The organism is Bradyrhizobium sp. USDA 4503, assembly GCF_054055815.1.
Genome location: NZ_JBSRXS010000001.1, coordinates 3,921,365 through 3,937,672 on the forward strand (window position 1 = coordinate 3,921,365; position 16,308 = coordinate 3,937,672).

A 16,308-nucleotide genomic window follows, 5' to 3' on the forward strand; every position below is an offset into this window, starting at 1 on the left:
TCCTACACCACGGCGCGCTGGCCGATGATCGCAAAGCGCAGCTTGCTCGAGATGAAGTCGATCGCGGCAACCGCGATCAGGATCATCAGGATCAGGAACGATACCTTCTGCCATTCCAGCACACGGATCTGCTCGGCGAGCTGCAACCCAATGCCGCCGGCGCCGACGATGCCGATGATGGTGGCCGAACGGGTATTCGACTCGATGAAGTAGAGCAGCTGCCCGGCGATCACGGGCAGCACCTGCGGCAGCAGGCCGAAGCGGATCTCGTGCAGCGCGTTGCCGCCGGAGGCGCGGATGCCCTCGACCTGCTTGCGATCCGCGGCCTCGATCGCCTCCGAGAACAGCTTTCCGAACGCACCGAAGTCCGACACCATGATCGCGAGCACGCCCGCGAACGGGCCGAGGCCGACGACGTTGATCCAGACCAGCGCCCAGATCAGCGTATCGACGCCGCGGATCGAATCGAGGAAGCGGCGCACCGGAAAGCGGATCAGGTTCGAGGGGATGATGTTGCGCGCCGCCAGCAGGCTGACCGGCAGCGCCAGCAGCGCGGCAAGCGTGGTGCCGAGCACCGCGATCGACAGCGTCTCGCCGAGCGCCTGCATGTAGAGCGGGAACGACGAGCCCGGATTCGGCGGGAGCATCAGCATCGTGATCCAGCCGAGCTGGCCGAGGCCCGCGATCAGCCTGGACGGCGAGAAATCGAGATCGACCAGTCCGAACACGAAGATCGCGAGCGCCGCCACGATCATGGCCGGCATCGCCAGCCGTGCCGATGTGGGACGTTCGAAGACGTCGGGGTACTTCGCGCGCAGTTCCGCGGTGTCCGGCCTCGGCATCTGGCTCATCGACGGGTCTCCTTGCCGAACAGCCGGCCGCGCAGCCAGCCGGTCGAGATATCGATGATGAAGACGGTGACGATGATGGTGATGAGGATGGCGCTGACGTCGGAATAGTAGAACTTGCGGATCGCGACCACCAGCTCCTGGCCGATGCCGCCGGCGCCGACGAAGCCCATCACCGACGCCTCGCGGACGTTGATCTCGAAGCGCAGCAGCGCATAGCTGGCATAGCCGGCCGAGACCTGCGGCAGCACGGCAAAGCGCATGCAGGACAGCCAGCTCGCGCCGGTGGAGCGGATGCCCTCGACCGGCTTCATGTCGGCATTCTCGACGATCTCGGCGAACAGCTTGCCGAGCGCCCCGGTGGTGTGGATCGCGATCGCCAGCACGCCGGCCATCGGCCCGAGGCCGAACGCGATCACGAAGATCAGCGCGAACACGATGCCGGGGACGGTGCGGGCGAATTCCAGCAGGCGGCGGATCGTGAAACGTACCCACGGGCCCGGCGACGTATTCTGGGCCGCGAAGAAATTGAGCGCGAAGGCGAGCACGGCACCCGTCAGCGTGCCGACATAGCTGATCAGGATCGTCTCGCCGAGCATCTTCAGCCACTTATGCCAACCCCAGAACCATTCGGCGGGATCGGTCCAGACCCGCGCGCCGGAATCCAGCGTCAGGATGCGATCGAAATAGCTGACGAAATTGCCGAAATAGGTGAACAGCGTGCGCAGGTTCACTTCCGCGCCGAACGCCGCGATCACCAGCACCGCACAGAATGCCGCCGTTGCCAGCGCGGCCTTCAACCGCTTGCGTGCGACGGACTTGCGGTAGGCGTCCCCCAGCGTCGCCAGTTGCTGCGCTGGAAGAATGGATACGGCGGTCGCCATCGACGCGTGCCAATCCGGTTCGGAGTTGAGTGGAGAGAAAGGGCCGGGCTATACGCCCGACCCTCGTGACGTCAGGCGTGCGATCAGCTCGCCTTCTTTCGCAAACCGTCGACGAACTTGATCAGCTCGATGGTGCCGTCCCAATCCTTGGTGGTGGCGGGATGGAAGCCCTTCTTCTGACCGTCGGACAGACGGTCGAAGGCGGCCTTGTCCTTGGTCGGGGCGTCGAAGAAGGCCTTTGCGATCGCGGCCTTCAGGTCCTCCGGAAGATCGGTGTTGTACGCATAGGGGCCGTTGATGATCAGCGCCGACTTGTGGATGATGCGGAAATCATCCTTCTTCATCGCCGAGCCGTCGGCATTCTTCAGCATGCCCTTGGTCAGCATCTGGGCGAGCGTGGAATCGTCCTCGTTGGTCCACTGGTTGGCGGCCACATCAACGGTTCCCTGCGACAGCGCCAGGACGGCGTTCTCGTGGCTGCCGGTGAACACGACCTTGCCGAAAAAGCCTTCGGCGTTCGCGATGCCCATCTTGTTCAGTTCGAAGCGCGGCACGTTGTTGCCGGACGTCGAGTTCGGATCGACCAGGCCGAGATTCTTGCCCTTCAGGTCCTCGACGGTCTTGTACGGGCTCGACGCCTTGACGAAGAACACCGAGTAATAGCCGGTCGAACCGTCGGCGTTCATATCGTTGGCGAACGCGTCGGTCTTGACGCCGGTCAAGCGCGCGCGAGAGAACGAGGCCGAGCCGTAGCTGGCGATCTGGATGTTGCCGGCGCGCTGGCCTTCGATGACGGCCGCGTAGTCGTTGGCGATGCGCAGTGTGACCTTCACGCCGAGTTCCTTCGACAGATACGCCACGAACGGCGTCCAGCGCTCGGTGACGCCGGAGGCGTTCTCGGCCGGCACCACCGCGAAGGTGAGCTCCGGATACTTTGCCTTCCAGTCCTGCGCGGAGGCCGAACCGGCAAATGCCAGCGCAGCGGCGCCAGCCAGAATGATGCGACGAGTGAACATGACTACCCCTCTTTTGTTGTAGTTGCACCTGTTGGCCGGGCAAAATGCCCGGCCTCCCAGATTGAAAAATGCGCGACGCTCAGGCCGCGGCTGCGGTGCCGAGTGCCGGCGCAGTTGCATCGTCGGGCGCGGGCAGCGGTGCTGCGCCGATGACGTCATTGGCCTCGAGGTCATAGAGCTCGCGGGCGATATGGTCGGTGAGCGCCGCGGGGGCGCCATCGAACACCACGCGACCTGCGGCCATGCCGACCAGGCGGTCGCAATAGGTCCGCGCCAGGTCGAGCGAGTGCAGATTGCAAAGCACTGTGATGCCGAAATGCTTGTTGATGCGCAGCAGCGCGTCCATCACGATCTTGGTGTTGCGCGGATCGAGCGAGGCGATCGGCTCGTCGGCGAGAATGATGTCGGGCTCCTGCACCAGCGCGCGGGCGATCGCGACGCGTTGCTGCTGGCCGCCGGAGAGCTGGTCGGCGCGCTGTGCCGCCAGCTGGGCGATGTCGAATTGCTCGAGCGCCGACAGTGCGAGCGCCCTGTCCTGCTCCGGCCAGACCTGCGCCAGCGAGCGCCATGACGGAATTTGGGCCAGTCGGCCCATCAGCACGTTGGTCAGCACATCAAGGCGGCCGACCAGATTGAACTGCTGGAAGATCATCGCCGAGCGCGCGCGCCACCGCCGCAGTTCCTTGCCGCGCAACGCGGTGACGTCGGTGCCCTCGAACAGGATACGGCCGGAGGTCGGATCGGCGAGACAGTTGATCATCCGCAGCAGCGTCGACTTGCCGGCGCCGGAGCGGCCGATCACGCCGACAAAGCTGCCCGGCGCGATCGAAAAGGACGCGTTGTCGACTGCGGCTTTCGTGCCGAAACGGCACGTCAAACCTTCCACCACCAGCATGTAATGCTCCAACCGCGCCTCGTTGGGCCATCGCTATCCCCGGCGTTTTACAGTTATGTGACGACAGCGCTGCGGTGCGGCGATCGTCCACACCCCTCCCTTGTCGCTCCCTTGCCGTCATCGCAACGTCATGATGTTGTCATCAAGCATCCCGATGACGAGCGCGCATCCCCCGGAAGCCCAAGATTCTTGAAGATTTGCGGAGGCCCTGATGGCCGGAAAAACACTCTCGGTTGTGCCGACCGTCGACCCGACCGCGTCGGTCCGTGAGAGCAAGCTCGGCAAATATACCGAGGTCGGCGCGCGCACGATCCTGCTTGAAGTGAGCATGGATGACTATTCCTACGTCGTGAACGACAGCCAGATCACCTACACCTCGATCGGCAAGTTCTGCTCGAAGCGATGACCCGCATCAACCCCGGCAACCACCCGATGCATCGCGCGACTCAGGCGCATTTCACCTACCGCGCCAGCGCGTATTTCCCCGGAGAGAGCGACGACACCGACTTCTTCAACTGGCGACGTGCGCATCACGTGCATATCGGCCATGACGTCTGGATCGGTCATGGTGCGATCCTGTTACCAGGACGGAACGTCGGAACCGGCGCCGTCGTCGCCGCCGGCGCGATCGTGACCAAGGACGTTCCCGGCTACACCATCGTGGCCGGTAATCCGGCGCGGCCGGTGAAGCGGCGCTTCTCCGAGACGATCGCCGACCGCCTCGCCGCGCTCGCATGGTGGGACTGGGATCACGAGACGCTCCGCCGCGTCCTGCCCGACTTTCGCAAGCTCGCGGTCGAGGAATTCCTCGACAAGCATGAGGCCAAGGCCGTATCCCAATCACAAGCCAAACAACGGAGCGCCGCATCGTGACGGACATTTTCATCGAGGGCGGGCGCACGCTGGTTGACGGCGCCTTGGTCGAGACCTCGCTGCGGACCGCTGGTCGCGACATCGGCGCGCTCGACGCCGAGCAGGGTCGCGCCGCGCTTCACATCGATGCTAGTGGCCTCCTGGTGCTGCCCGGCATCATCGACCTGCATGGCGATGCGTTCGAGCGGCAGATGATGCCGCGCCCCGGCGTCGACTTCCCGACCGACGTGGCGCTGATCGACAGCGACCGGCAGGCGATCGCCAACGGCATCACCACCGTGTTCCACGGCACGACCTGGTCGTGGGAGCCCGGCCTGCGCAGCGCGGAGAATGCGCGCAAGCTGCTCGATGCGATCGAGGCGCTGCGGCCGCACCTCGCCGCCGACACCCGCTTCCACCTGCGCCACGAGACCCACAATCTCGAGGCCGAGGCCGAGATCATTCAATGGCTCAGTGAAGGCCGCATCGACCTGTTCGCCTTCAACGACCACAGCAACGTCAAGCCGAAGAAGCGCAACCAGCTGGCCGAGCGCACCGGGCTCTCCGTCGAGGCCGTCAACGACATGCTCGACCGGATCGTGGCGCGTCGCCCCGAGGTGCCGGCCTCGATAGCGCGACTGGCCGCTGCCGCGCGCGCGGCCGATATCCGCATGCTCTCGCACGACGACAACAGCCCGGCGATGCGCCAGGAGTTTCGCGCGCTCGGCGCCACGATCGCCGAATTCCCTGTCAACGAGGAGACCGCGCGCGACGCCGCCGCGGCGGGCGATTTCATCGTGTTCGGCGCGCCCAATGTGGTGCGCGGCGGCAGCCATACCGGCTGGACCAAGGCATCCGACATGATCGCACAGGGCCTCTGCTCGGTGCTGGCGTCGGACTATTACTATCCGGCGCAGCTGCTCGCGGCGTTCCGCCTCGCCGACGACGGCATCCTGCCGCTCGCCAGGGCCTGGGACCTGATCTCGTCGGCGGCGGCCCGCGCGGCCGGGCTCGCCGATCGCGGCGTGCTCGCCGCGGGCCGCCGTGCCGACATCATCGTCGTCGACGACAAGGTGCCGCTGCGGCCGCGCATCGTCGCCGTGATAGCGGCCGGACGGCTGGTGCACCTGGCGGACGCGAGCTGCCTCGTTCATTCGCTCGCGCCGCGCAAGACGGTTGCGGCGGCGTAGCCCAGTCCCATGGCCAGCACTCCGCGCTACGCGATCTATTATGCGCCGTCACCCGACAGCGTCCTGCACCGCTTCGGTTCGACACTGCTCGGTTACGATGCGGTGTCGGGCGACGACCTGCCGTTTCCCGAAGGCGTCACGCCGGACTGGCGCGAGATCACCGAAGATCCGCGCAAGTATGGATTCCACGCCACGCTGAAAGCGCCCACCGCGCTCGCCGACGGTCGAAGCGAGGCCGAGCTTCTCGATGCCTGTGCCGCCTTCGCCGGCCGCGCGCGGCGCATTCCGGTGATCGAACCGGTGGTCGATGCGATCAGCGGCTTCATCGCGGTGATCCCGGCCAGCCGCTCGGATGATCTGCAGCAGCTTGCCGCCGATTGCGTCACCGAATTCGACGCGTTCCGCGCGCCGCTGACGCCGGAAGATCGCGCGCGCCGCAGGCCAGAGAAACTCACCGCGCGGCAGTGCGACTATCTCGACCGCTGGGGCTATCCCTACGTCATGGAGGAGTTCCGCTTCCACATGACGCTGACAGGGCGGCTGAGCGACGAGCGGCGCGGCCCGATCGTGGCGCAGCTGCGCTCACGGTTCGCGGCGATCGACCTCGCGCGGCTCGCAATCGACCGCATCGCGCTGTTCAAGCAGACCGACAGCGCATCGCGCTTCCGCATCATCGGCAGCTGGCCGTTGCGGGCGTAGCGCGCGCTATTCCTCCGCCCGGGTGCGGGCGATGATCTCGGCGGCGCCCTTCTCCAGCAGCTCCATGCCCACGGCGCGGCCGAGTTCGCGCGGCCGGTCCGCGGGTCCGCGCCGCGTCACCTCGATGAAGCCGGCGCCGGCCTCGTCGAGCACGGAGGCGCGCAGCGTCATCTCGGCTCCCGCGAGCGTGGCGTGGCCCGCGATCGGCGAATTGCAATGACCGTTGAGCACCCACAGCACCTCGCGCTCGGCCTCGGCCGCAAGCCGCGACTGCACGTTGTCGATCCCGGCAAGCCGCGCACGCGTCGCCCAGTCGGTCTCGACGCATTCCACCGCGACGATGCCCTGGCCGACCGCCGGCAGCATCTCGCCGACCGAGAAATCATGCGCGATGCGCGCGGTCATGCCGATGCGCTCCAGGCCCGAGCGCGCCATCACCAGCGCATCCGCCGGCCCCACGTCGCCGCCGCCGGGCAGCCGCTGCTTGTCGCCGCGATCGAGCTTGGCCACGCGCGTGTCGGCGGCGCCGCGATAATGGATCACGGTCGCTTCCGGAAACAGCCGGCGCAGATAGGCGGCGCGGCGCACGGCGTTGGTGCCAATCATGAAGCCCTTGCCGCGCGCGGCGCGCAGCGTTTCCAGCGACAGGCCGGGACGCAGCACGAGGCTGTCATTGGCGGCATCGCGCGCCAGCATCGCGGCGATGACAAGACCCGGCGTCTCCTCGTTGCCCGGCACGTCCTTCAGCGAATGCATCGCCGCCTGCAAGGTGCCGGCACGCATGGCTTCGCGGATCTCGGCGACGAAGGCGCCGCCCTTGCCGCCATGACGCAACAGCTTGCTGGTCTGGTCCTGGTCGCCGCGGGTCTCGAACTTGACGATGTCGACGGCAAGGTCCGGCGCCGAAGCGCGCAGCAGGCGTGCGACCTCATCCGTCTGCGCGAGCGCCATCGCGCTCTTGCGCGTCCCAATCCGCAAAACCTGTCCCGACACGAAAGCTCCGCTACGCGTGATCATCAACGGTGGGGGATTAGAACAAAAAGCCAGTCAAAACAACGGTTTTTGCCCCTCTTTGGCGACGCTCAGACGAGCTCCTCGACAAGCTCCACCCCGGCCGCGCGCATCGCCGCGGTGGCGACGGCAAGCGAACCGCCGAGATCGATGGCGCGGCAGCCCGCCAGCACGACAATAGTCTCGAAACCGAGCCGGCGCGCATCGAGCGCCGAATACTGCACGCAATAGTCCGTGGCGAGCCCCGCCATCACAATGCGCTTGAGGCCGCGCTCGCGCAGATAGCCGGCGAGCCCAGTCGGCGTCTTGCGGTCGTTCTCGAAGAACGCCGAATAGGAATCGATCGCGGCCCGGAACCCCTTGCGGATCACGAGCTCGGCCCGCTCGGTGGCGAGGTCAGGATGAAACGCGGCGCCCGCGCTGCCCTGGATGCAATGATCCGGCCACAGCGTCTGCGGCCCATACGGCATGGCGATCTCGGAGAACGGCGCCGCGCCCGGATGCGAGGTCGCAAACGAGCTGTGGCCCGCCGGGTGCCAGTCCTGGGTCAGCACGACATGGTCGAACCGGCCGGCCAACCGGTTGACGACCGGCACGACGGCATCGCCGTCCGCGACCGCCAGCGCGCCGCCGGGGCAGAAATCGTTCTGCACGTCGATGACCAGCAACAGATCGTCGGGCGCAATCTTCATCAGGTGCCTATCCGCAACGATGCGCGCAGCTTGCGCAGGCAGGCGATCACCGACAGCGCGGTGATGCGGCCGGTCTTCGGGTTCTCTGAGGGAATGTTCTCGATCATCATCGAGAACCGCGCGGAATCGGAATCGACCTCGATCCGGTGGGTGTTGCGGGTCACGGTCGGATCCGCCCATATCTCGACCCTCGTGCGGTCGGGGCCGATGCCGGCCAGCGACAGCGCCACCGCGACGTTAAGGTTGGCCGGAAAACCCTTTGCGGCGTCGCGCGCACTGCCCTCGAAGATGCGCAGCGGCTCGGTGATGCCTTCGATCCGGATGTTGTTCTCGACCAGATGCGGCGCGCCGACGAGGCCCGCGACCGGCTTGCGCGTCACCAGCCTCGCCGAATGAATGGTCCCGATCGCCGCGGCGGTCACCGCATCGAGCCCGATCAGCGCGCCGGTCGGCACGATGATCTGGCCGCCATGGGCCTTCGCGAGATCGACGAGGTCCTCGTTCTGCAGCAGCGCGCCGACGCTGAGCACGACCGCGGTCTTGCCGCGCTCGACCACCGGCGCCACGATTGCGCGGACCAGCTTGCTCGGCGCGCACTCGACCACGATGTCGGCAATCTCGGCCAGCTGCTCGATCGGCACCAGCTTCGGCGCAGACTTGAGCTCCGCCACCCAGCCGCGATGCTTGTCCGGGCTGTTCGCCGACACCGCGACCAGCGTCAGGCCCTCGATGCCCTGATCGAGCGCCTTGACGACGTCGGTGCCGATCGCACCGAGGCCGGCGACCGCAACCCGTGTCCTTGTCTTGCTGTCAGCCATCATTTCCCGCCGGCGAGCATCTTGACCAGGCGATAGAGATACTCCTCGCCCTCGTAGAACGACTTGACGAGCACGCGCTCGTCCTTGCCATGGATACGGTTGTCGTCGACATCGGCGGCCAGCCCGGAGTGGCCATAGGTCGGAATCCCCGCGTTACGCAGATAGCTGCCGTCGGTCGCGCCGGTGCTCATGACCGGAACGATCGACGCATCCGGCCAGAACTCCTTCGACAGCTTCTCGATCGAACCCATGATCTCCTCGTTGAGGGGCGACGGCGGGCTCAGCACGGCCTTGCCGGTCGGAGCCACCGCGATCTCCTTGTCGGCGAGCACGCGCTCGATCGTCGCCTGCACGCCCTCGACCGGCTCGCCGGGCAGGATCCGGCAGTTCACCTTGGCGGTCGCCAGCTGCGGCAGCGCGTTGATGGCGTGGCCGCCCTCCAGCATGGTCGCAACGCAGGTAGTGCGGAGCTGCGCATTATAACCCGGATTCTCCGACAATCGCGCCAGCGCCGCCGGGTCGGGCTGCGGCGCCAAAATGGCCTTGATATCGTCGGCATGCGACGTGTCGACCTCGGCGGTCTTGGTGAAATAGATCCGGGTGGTCTCGTTGAGGTTCATCGGGAAGCTGTAATTGGAGAGCCGCACGAGGCCTTCGGCGAGATGATAGATCGCGTTGTCCTTGCGCGGCAGCGACGAGTGGCCGCCGCGATCCTTCACCGTGAGCTGGTAGCCGATCGAGACCTTCTCGCTGGTCTGCACGCTGTTGCGGATCGCCTTGCCGTTCTTGAGGCCGACGCCGCCGCCTTCATTGAGCGCGAACTCGGCATCGATCAGGTCGCGGTGGTTCTTGATCAGCCACTGCATGCCGAGGCCGTTGGCATCGAGGATCTCCTCGTCGGTCTCGAGCGCCACGATGATGTCGCGATCGGGCTTGTAGCCCTCCTTCTTGTAGCGGATCAGATTGGTGATGAAGGCGGACGCCATGTATTTGTCGTCGCTGGAGCCGCGGCCGTAAAAATAGCCGTCCTGCTCGGTGAGCTTGAACGGATCGACCGACCAGTCCTCGCGGTTGGCGGGGACGACGTCGATATGGGCGACCAGGAGGATCGGCTTGCGCGCGCCGGAACCGCGCAGCCGCGCCACCAGATTGCCCTTGTGCGGCGCCGGCGAGAACACGTGCACGTCGGCCTCGGGGAAGCCAGCCGCGCGGAGCCGCGCGCCCATCGCCTCCGCTGCCTTCTGGGTATCGCCGGTCGCGGTGGTGGTGTTGATCTCGACCAGCTCCTGGTAGATGCCGCGGGCGAATTGCTGCTGCTCGGTCAGCCCCTGCGCCGCGGCGCCGGTTGCCAGCAGCGCCGGACCAAGCGCTGCCGCGAGCCGCAGCGATCGAACCGTGTCTCTAGCCTTGTGCGACATCGTACTCTCCCAGAATTCCGCCGCCTGATCGGAGACGAATTCAGACAGGCGACACGCGCTTTGGCAAGACGGCGAGCCCTTCAATTTCCGCGCGCATGCTCCGCGGTTTCGCGCACGCTATTTGCAGTCCTTATTTCGAATCCTTGGCCGCGATCACCTCGATCTCGACCAGGAATCCGGGATTGGCGAGCGCGGCGACGCCGACCACCGAGCGCGCCGGCAGGTTCGGCTGGCTGCCGCCGAAGAACTGGGTGTAGCCCTCCATGAAGGCCTTGAAGTCCATCGGCGCGGATGCGTTGTGTACCAGGAATACCTGCATCTTGACGACGTCGCCCATGCCAAGGCCCTGGCCTTCCAGAATGGTCTTGATGCGGTTGAGCACGCCGACGGTCTGCGTCTTGGTATCGCCATAGGCCTGCGGGCTTGACGGATCGGCGTCCTTGTTGATCGCCGGCGGCACCTGGCCGCTGACATAGACGGTCGTGGTGTTGCCGGTGACGGTCACGGCCTGCGCGATCGGGAATGTCGAGTTGGGAATCGGATGCCTGACCACATCCGCGCAGGCGACCGTCGCCACCGCGGATAGCGCCGCGCCCAGTGTGATAGTTGCTAATCTCATGATTTCTCCATTACTCGATAGAAGTTCGTGCGGCACACATCGTTCATTTCGTCATTCCGGGGCGCGCGCAGCGCGAACCCGGAATCTCGAAGTTGCGGAACTCCGAGTACATCACCTCTGGATTCCGGGTTCGCGGGCCTTGCCCACGCCCCGGAATGACGGAACGGCGCCTCTAGCGGCGGGCGTCCTGGACATCCTTGGTCGTCACCGCGTCCTCATAGTTGTTGCTGAAGTGCGTCCGCAGATAATTCACAACGGCGGCGATCTGACCATCGGTCATCATGTCGCCGAACGCCGGCATGCCGCGGCGGCCGTTGATGACCAGGAAGACCGGATAGCTGCCGGCCTCGAGATTCTTGTTGCCGGCCAGCGACGGGTAGCTGCCCGCCCCGCTGGCGCCCGTCGCATCCGGCATGTGGCAGCCCTGGCACACATTGGCGAACAGCTCCTCGCCGGTCATCTCGACGAAGCGGTAGCCCGAAGAGAAGGTGCGCTTACCCGCGCCGCTGTCCTGCCCAAGGGCTGCCGTCGCCCACAGCAGCGCCAGTCCAGCGACGACGGATGTTGCGGTCCGCATCATCATGTCTTCACCACGCGTTCGTGCAGCCGGGAGATGACGTCGAGCGCGGACAGGATGGCGCCCTCCTGCCAGGCCGGCAGCTGCGAGGCGTGCTCGCCCGCCAGCACGATACGGCCGTCGATCTGGCAGAGATTGCGGTAGTGCTGCGCGCGGGTGGCCTCGGTCCATTCGCCGGCGCAGCCGAGCGTGAACGGCACGCGATGCCAGGCCACCGCGACGCCGTTCTCGAATTCGTTTCTGTACTGCGGATGGATCGCGGCGCCGAACTCGACCGCGCTGGCGACCCGCTCGGCCGGCGTCATCGCGGTGAATTCGAACGAATTGGCACCGCCATACATGTAGGCGCCGAGCAGGATGCCGCGGCCGCCGCGGTTGAAGCCATAGTTCGGATAGGCGATCTGCCGGATCGGCAGGTCGGTGTAGCTGATGCCGCCGTAGATCGCGTCATCCTCCTCCCAGAACCGCCGCTTGAACTGCAGGCCGATCTTCACCGAGGCGGCATAGGGCACGGAGTCGATCGCACTCTTCATCGGCGCGCTGACATCGACCGGCAACTGGCTCAGGATCGGCAACGGGATGGTGCAGATGCACCAGTCGGCGGTCGCCTGCTGCACCGTCGATGGATTGGCGGTATCGACATAGCTCACGGTGACGCCGGAGCCGTTCTGCTGGATCTGCGTCACCTTGGCGCCATAGCGGATGAGATCGCCGACCTCGCGCGCGAACGCCTTGCCGATCATGTCCATGCCGCCGACCGGCTGGAACATGGTGGTCTGGAAATCGTAGCGCGCAAAGGTCTGCAGATAGCGCCACATCCGCGACCGCAGCAGCTCCTGCAGCGGGATCGGCTCGCTGGGCAGCGGATCGCCCATCAGGCCGCCGCCGGGATCGCGCGCATAACCGCGGAACTCGGCCGACACGAGGTTGGCATTGTACTTGTAGTCGCGATCCAGCGCGCCCCAGTCGCGCAGCGACTGCAGCAGGATCTCCTGATCTTCCTTGCCGATGGTCTCGTCGAGCCGGCCCTGCTGGGTGATCTTTGCGAGCAGCTCCGAGACCCCGCCCTGGAAATCCGCCTTGATACCGCGAAAGCGCTGCGGCTTGCCGCCGAATGCACGCGTCGCGTGCAGATAGGCGTTGTGATTGAGCTGGATGAAGGGTTCCAGCGTCACATTGAGCCGGCGGCAATAGTCGAGCAGCGCACGGTGATGATAGGGAATCCGCCACGGGCCGGGATTGAGATAGAGCCCCTGCTCGAACTGGCTGGTCTGCCTGAAGCCGCCGAGCTCGACAAAACTGTCGCCGCCGCGGATCGACCAGTTGCGGCCGCCGGCGCGGCTGTTGAATTCGAGGATCTGGACCTTGTAGCCGGCCTTGCGCAGCTCCAGCGCCGCCGTCATCCCGGCAAGCCCCGCGCCGAGAATCAGCACCGAGGCGCCCTTCACATCGCCTGCGAGCTTCAGCGGCCCCTTGTAGGCGGATTCGGACGCGAAGCCGAGGCTCGTCATCGCGTGATACATCGCCGAACTGCCGGCAACGGTGCCAATCAGCGCCAGCAGATCACGCCGCCTGATCACAGATTCGTTCTGCACCCGCGCTCACCCAGCCGCTGACGTCGATGGCGAAGGGAAACGGTTGACGCGATCCGTGTCAAGAAAGGGCGCACGCTTCCACATCCACCCACACGCGCTTTTGATGCATCACGCGACCGCCACGTCACACCACGCGCTCGCGATGCACGCGCCGGCAATCCATTTCGAAGTCGAGGCCAACCACCGGCGGCCGGTCGAAATGCCAGGTCAAGCCGTTGCGCAGCACGCCGCGGCGGCCGAGCTCGCTTTCGAGCACCGGATAGGCGTCGTGCACAGTGTAGAGCTGCACCGCGGTGGTGTCCTGCCAACGGCCGCCGAACGCGCTCATCCGGCGTTCCATCTCGTCGGCCACGAATTTCGCCTTCGCCAGGAGGCCGGCCGGGCTGGTGTCGCCGAGGGCTACGGTATGATCGCGATAATTGGCCTTGCCCTCGACCGACTCGCCGCTGCCGGCGACGACAAAGCTGGCTGGTTCGTCCATGGCGGCCGGCACCGTGTAGCAGAAGGCGTGGAAGCTCGGCTCACCGGGCGGATCGAGCTTCGGACAGACATTGCTGCGCGCCACCGGATTGACGCCGTCCCGCATCGCACCCCAGGCCACGAGCGTCTTGATGTAGATCTCGTTGAAGGCCCTGAACCCGTCCTCGGTGAACGGCGCCGGGGAACGCAGTTCGCAGGCGCCAAATGACGTCAGCGGACGACCCGCCGCTTTGATGATGTCGGCAATCCTTGCAAAACCCGCGCCCAACGGCACCGGTTCAGAGAACCTGACGCGCTCGATGGCAAAGCTGGGCAGCGCAGCGATGCCGCAGGAATACTGGCTGACGCCGGGCATGAAGCGGTAGCCGCCGTCGGAAGCCTCGATGGTGTTGGTCATGGTGCCTCGTGAACACGGTGATGGGGCCGTCGCGATGACGCCTCGCTTGATTTCACCACAGCTGTCGTCCCTGCGAAAGCAGAGACCCATACTCCGCGGCCGAGGTTGTTAAAGGGACTCGTCATTTCGGCGTCGTGAAACAATGACGATCGGTGGTTATGGGTCCGTGCTCCGTGCGCAATTGCGCACTAGGCAGGGACGACACTGAACTTGTTGCACGACCACCGGTGGAAGGGCTCCCTTCCCTCTCACCGTCGTCCCGCGACGAGCCGGGCGGTCGTCGGCCGACAGCGATCGTCAGTCGGCAGGGATGAAGTGGAGTGTGCCTGCCCGGCGGGTCGGCTTGCCGGTGTCGTTCGTATGATTGACGCCGTCCATCACAGGCACCTCGGGGAAGTCGAACGGGCTTACACCATCCAGGCAGGCCACGTTGACGGCATACAGGTTCTGGTTCGATCGCCGTTGATGATGGGTGTAGATCCCGCAGCGCGAACAGAAGAAGTGCTGCACCGATCCGGTATGGAAGCGGTAGCTTGTTAGCGCATCCTCGCCGTGCAGGATCTTGATCCCGCCCATTTCGGCCATGGCAACGACGGCGCCCCGCATCCGGCAGTAAGAGCAGGTGCAGCGGCGGATCGAATTGAAGCCGTCGCTGAGCGTCACCTCGAAACGCACCGCGCCGCAATGGCACTGGCCAGCCCGAACACCCATGTCGCCCGTCATGTTGCTGCGTCTCCTGTCCAGATCGCCTCTGCGCCCGGTCTAGCCGGGCGGACGAGAAGGTCTCAGCGACGTCAACGCGCAGCAAGCCCGCAGTTCGCGCGGAACCGCGCAGGAGCATGATCTGCCAACTAAGACTGATCTCAATCCGAACGTATCGTCAGGATCGGCGCCGGACAACCGATCAAAACTCGCGCATGATAGGAGAAAAACTCACGCGGAGGGCTCGATGCAAATTTCTGACAGGGCTAGTGCGACTTGGCAACGTAGGGGCAGCCGCCCTCATCGAGCGGACGGAAGGCCTGGTCGCCCGGCACCGTCGCGAGATACTCGTAGAGGTCCCATTTGCTCTTGGACTCTTCCGGCTTCTTGATGCGCATCAGATACATGTCGTGCACCATCCGGCCGTCCTCGCGCACGAGGCCGTTCTGGGCAAAGAAATCATTGACCGGGATCTTGCGCATCTGCGCGATCACGGTCTCCGAATCGACCGAGTTGGTCGCGGCGACCGCCTTGAAATAGTGCCGGAGCGCCGAGTTGACGCCGGCCTGGTAAGCGGTCGGCATCGCCCCGTGCCGCTTGAAGAACTCCTGGGCGAACACGCGCGTCTCCGGCGTGCGATCCCAATAGAAGGAATCGGTGAACAGCAGATCGTGCGCATGCGCGAGGCCAAGCGCGGGCACGTCGGTGAGCGTCACCTGCAGCGCGACGACCTGCATGCTGGCGCGGATATTGAACTCGTCGGCCTGCGACACCGCGTTGCGGAAGTCGGAACCGGCATTGGCAAGCGCCAGGATCTTGGCGCCGGAGGACTGGGCCTGCAGCAGGAACGACGAGAAATCGGCGGTATCGAAGGGATGGCGGACCGCGCCCAGCACCTTGCCGCCGGCCGATGTCACGGCCTTGCTGGCATCGCGCTCCAGCGCCTGGCCGAACGCATAATCCGCCGTCAGGAAGAACCAGGGCGTGCCGCCGCGCGCAACCACGGCCTTCGCCGTCGCGTTCGAGGAGGCATAGGTGTCGTAAGTCCACTGCACGCTCGTCGGCGAGCATTGCTTGCCGGTGAGATCGGACGAGCCCGAGCCCGAGATCAGAAACAGCTTCTTGCGTTCGCGCGTCACGGTCTGGATCGCGAGCGCCACCGCGGAATTGACGCCTTCGGCGATCACGTCGACACCCTTGTTGTCGATCCAGTTGCGCACGATGCCGGTCGCCACATCAGGCTTGTTCTGGTGATCCGCCGAAATGATCTCGATCTTGCGTCCGGCGACCGTGCCACCGATTTCCTCCGCGGCCATCTGCGCCGCGATCACCGATCCCGGGCCATTGCCGTCGGAATATTGCCCGCTCATGTCGGTGATGATGCCGACCCGCAGCACGCCATCCTCCGCTCGGGCAGCGCCGGCCGCAAATGAGAGACACACGGCAATTGCGACCAGGACATGCGAGCGTTTCGTGATGGACATTTCGTTCCCAGGCGTTTCGACGTTTCGGACGATCTCCTGAAGCAATCAGGGATCGCCGACAACCCCGTCGCCGGCATGGCGCTCTGCGATTCCGCTCAGAAATTCCGGGAGAAGGAACACAGCTCGACTGC

Annotated in this window: 16 protein-coding genes and 1 pseudogene; 3 read left to right on the forward strand and 14 right to left on the reverse strand. The window is 65.5% G+C overall.

The window, feature by feature from the left end; all coding sequences use genetic code 11:
• Positions 1-2 precede the first annotated feature (2 nt).
• From phnE (ACVMIH_RS19045) to phnC, 4 genes are all read right to left on the reverse strand, one after another.
• Positions 3-851: a phosphonate ABC transporter, permease protein PhnE gene (phnE, locus tag ACVMIH_RS19045; RefSeq protein ID WP_456862948.1), complete on the reverse strand. Its 849-nt coding sequence runs from the start codon at positions 849-851 to the stop codon at positions 3-5.
• Positions 848-1,732: a phosphonate ABC transporter, permease protein PhnE gene (gene phnE, locus ACVMIH_RS19050; RefSeq protein WP_057018813.1), complete on the reverse strand. Its 885-nt coding sequence runs from the start codon at positions 1,730-1,732 to the stop codon at positions 848-850. Before phnE (ACVMIH_RS19050) ends, phnE (ACVMIH_RS19045) begins: the two co-directional genes overlap by 4 nt.
• 83 nt (positions 1,733-1,815) lie before the next feature.
• Positions 1,816-2,748 carry a phosphonate ABC transporter substrate-binding protein gene (gene phnD, locus ACVMIH_RS19055; protein ID WP_057018814.1) on the reverse strand — a complete coding sequence of 311 codons (933 nt, stop codon included), beginning with the start codon at positions 2,746-2,748 and terminating at the stop codon, positions 1,816-1,818.
• A gap of 79 nt (positions 2,749-2,827) precedes the next feature.
• Positions 2,828-3,643 (reverse strand): phosphonate ABC transporter ATP-binding protein, encoded by an 816-nt coding sequence (gene phnC, locus ACVMIH_RS19060; RefSeq protein WP_253624197.1) that lies wholly within the window; start codon positions 3,641-3,643, stop codon positions 2,828-2,830.
• Between the two features lie 211 nt (positions 3,644-3,854).
• Here phnC and ACVMIH_RS19065 point away from each other — a divergent pair.
• The 3 genes and pseudogenes from ACVMIH_RS19065 (at position 3,855) to ACVMIH_RS19075 (ending at position 6,384) form a co-directional block, all read left to right on the forward strand.
• Positions 3,855-4,516, forward strand: a pseudogene (locus ACVMIH_RS19065) (chloramphenicol acetyltransferase).
• The gene (locus ACVMIH_RS19070; protein ID WP_253624198.1) at positions 4,513-5,685 is read left to right on the forward strand and encodes an alpha-D-ribose 1-methylphosphonate 5-triphosphate diphosphatase; all 1,173 of its coding nucleotides are present in this window, start codon (positions 4,513-4,515) and stop codon (positions 5,683-5,685) included. The pseudogene ACVMIH_RS19065 and the gene ACVMIH_RS19070 overlap by 4 nt, the downstream one beginning before the upstream one ends.
• 9 nt (positions 5,686-5,694) lie before the next feature.
• Positions 5,695-6,384 carry a DUF1045 domain-containing protein gene (locus tag ACVMIH_RS19075; protein ID WP_076829018.1) on the forward strand — a complete coding sequence of 230 codons (690 nt, stop codon included), beginning with the start codon at positions 5,695-5,697 and terminating at the stop codon, positions 6,382-6,384.
• Positions 6,385-6,390: 6 nt separating this feature from the next.
• Here ACVMIH_RS19075 and hemC read toward each other — a convergent pair whose 3' ends face one another.
• The 10 genes from hemC to ACVMIH_RS19125 all read right to left on the reverse strand — a co-directional run bounded on the left by hemC (position 6,391) and on the right by ACVMIH_RS19125 (position 16,177).
• A complete protein-coding gene (gene hemC / locus ACVMIH_RS19080) occupies positions 6,391-7,401 on the reverse strand; it encodes a hydroxymethylbilane synthase (RefSeq protein ID WP_253624199.1) in 1,011 nt (336 codons plus the stop codon).
• Between the two features lie 65 nt (positions 7,402-7,466).
• Positions 7,467-8,087, reverse strand: coding sequence for a bifunctional nicotinamidase/pyrazinamidase (gene pncA, locus ACVMIH_RS19085; RefSeq protein ID WP_057018820.1), 621 nt, complete (start codon positions 8,085-8,087; stop codon positions 7,467-7,469).
• Positions 8,087-8,905, reverse strand: coding sequence for an aspartate dehydrogenase (locus ACVMIH_RS19090; protein WP_456782331.1), 819 nt, complete (start codon positions 8,903-8,905; stop codon positions 8,087-8,089). The genes pncA and ACVMIH_RS19090 overlap by 1 nt, the downstream gene beginning before the upstream one ends.
• Positions 8,905-10,323, reverse strand: a complete 1,419-nt coding sequence (locus ACVMIH_RS19095; RefSeq protein WP_253640464.1) for a M20/M25/M40 family metallo-hydrolase — start codon at positions 10,321-10,323, stop codon at positions 8,905-8,907. Before ACVMIH_RS19095 ends, ACVMIH_RS19090 begins: the two co-directional genes overlap by 1 nt.
• 130 nt (positions 10,324-10,453) lie before the next feature.
• Positions 10,454-10,942, reverse strand: coding sequence for a Rid family hydrolase (locus ACVMIH_RS19100; RefSeq protein WP_456782332.1), 489 nt, complete (start codon positions 10,940-10,942; stop codon positions 10,454-10,456).
• 172 nt (positions 10,943-11,114) lie between these two features.
• Positions 11,115-11,519 carry a c-type cytochrome gene (locus tag ACVMIH_RS19105; protein WP_229192223.1) on the reverse strand — a complete coding sequence of 135 codons (405 nt, stop codon included), beginning with the start codon at positions 11,517-11,519 and terminating at the stop codon, positions 11,115-11,117.
• A 2-nt stretch (positions 11,520-11,521) separates the two neighbouring features.
• Positions 11,522-13,114: an FAD-dependent oxidoreductase gene (locus tag ACVMIH_RS19110; protein WP_456782333.1), complete on the reverse strand. Its 1,593-nt coding sequence runs from the start codon at positions 13,112-13,114 to the stop codon at positions 11,522-11,524.
• Positions 13,115-13,238: 124 nt separating this feature from the next.
• The gene (gene cnbZ / locus ACVMIH_RS19115) at positions 13,239-13,991 is read right to left on the reverse strand and encodes a 2-amino-5-chloromuconate deaminase CnbZ (RefSeq protein ID WP_456782334.1); all 753 of its coding nucleotides are present in this window, start codon (positions 13,989-13,991) and stop codon (positions 13,239-13,241) included.
• Between the two features lie 297 nt (positions 13,992-14,288).
• Positions 14,289-14,714: a GFA family protein gene (locus tag ACVMIH_RS19120; protein WP_076829027.1), complete on the reverse strand. Its 426-nt coding sequence runs from the start codon at positions 14,712-14,714 to the stop codon at positions 14,289-14,291.
• 245 nt (positions 14,715-14,959) lie between these two features.
• Positions 14,960-16,177, reverse strand: coding sequence for an ABC transporter substrate-binding protein (locus tag ACVMIH_RS19125; RefSeq protein ID WP_456862951.1), 1,218 nt, complete (start codon positions 16,175-16,177; stop codon positions 14,960-14,962).
• Positions 16,178-16,308 lie beyond the last annotated feature (131 nt).

Excerpts from the sequence above, each read along its gene's own strand:
- phnC (WP_253624197.1), bottom strand. The coding sequence starts at position 3,643 with ATGCTGGTGGTGGAAGGTTTGACGTGCCGTTTCGGCACGAAAGCCGCA.
- ACVMIH_RS19095 (WP_253640464.1), bottom strand. The coding sequence starts at position 10,323 with ATGTCGCACAAGGCTAGAGACACGGTTCGATCGCTGCGGCTCGCGGCA.
- cnbZ (WP_456782334.1), bottom strand. The coding sequence starts at position 13,991 with ATGACCAACACCATCGAGGCTTCCGACGGCGGCTACCGCTTCATGCCC.
- pncA (WP_057018820.1), bottom strand. The coding sequence starts at position 8,087 with ATGAAGATTGCGCCCGACGATCTGTTGCTGGTCATCGACGTGCAGAAC.
- ACVMIH_RS19120 (WP_076829027.1), bottom strand. The coding sequence starts at position 14,714 with ATGACGGGCGACATGGGTGTTCGGGCTGGCCAGTGCCATTGCGGCGCG.
- ACVMIH_RS19100 (WP_456782332.1), bottom strand. The coding sequence starts at position 10,942 with ATGAGATTAGCAACTATCACACTGGGCGCGGCGCTATCCGCGGTGGCG.
- hemC (WP_253624199.1), bottom strand. The coding sequence starts at position 7,401 with ATGATCACGCGTAGCGGAGCTTTCGTGTCGGGACAGGTTTTGCGGATT.
- phnE (WP_456862948.1), bottom strand. The coding sequence starts at position 851 with ATGAGCCAGATGCCGAGGCCGGACACCGCGGAACTGCGCGCGAAGTAC.
- ACVMIH_RS19105 (WP_229192223.1), bottom strand. The coding sequence starts at position 11,519 with ATGCGGACCGCAACATCCGTCGTCGCTGGACTGGCGCTGCTGTGGGCG.
- phnE (WP_057018813.1), bottom strand. The coding sequence starts at position 1,732 with ATGGCGACCGCCGTATCCATTCTTCCAGCGCAGCAACTGGCGACGCTG.
- ACVMIH_RS19075 (WP_076829018.1), top strand. The coding sequence starts at position 5,695 with ATGGCCAGCACTCCGCGCTACGCGATCTATTATGCGCCGTCACCCGAC.
- phnD (WP_057018814.1), bottom strand. The coding sequence starts at position 2,748 with ATGTTCACTCGTCGCATCATTCTGGCTGGCGCCGCTGCGCTGGCATTT.
- ACVMIH_RS19125 (WP_456862951.1), bottom strand. The coding sequence starts at position 16,177 with ATGTCCATCACGAAACGCTCGCATGTCCTGGTCGCAATTGCCGTGTGT.
- ACVMIH_RS19090 (WP_456782331.1), bottom strand. The coding sequence starts at position 8,905 with ATGGCTGACAGCAAGACAAGGACACGGGTTGCGGTCGCCGGCCTCGGT.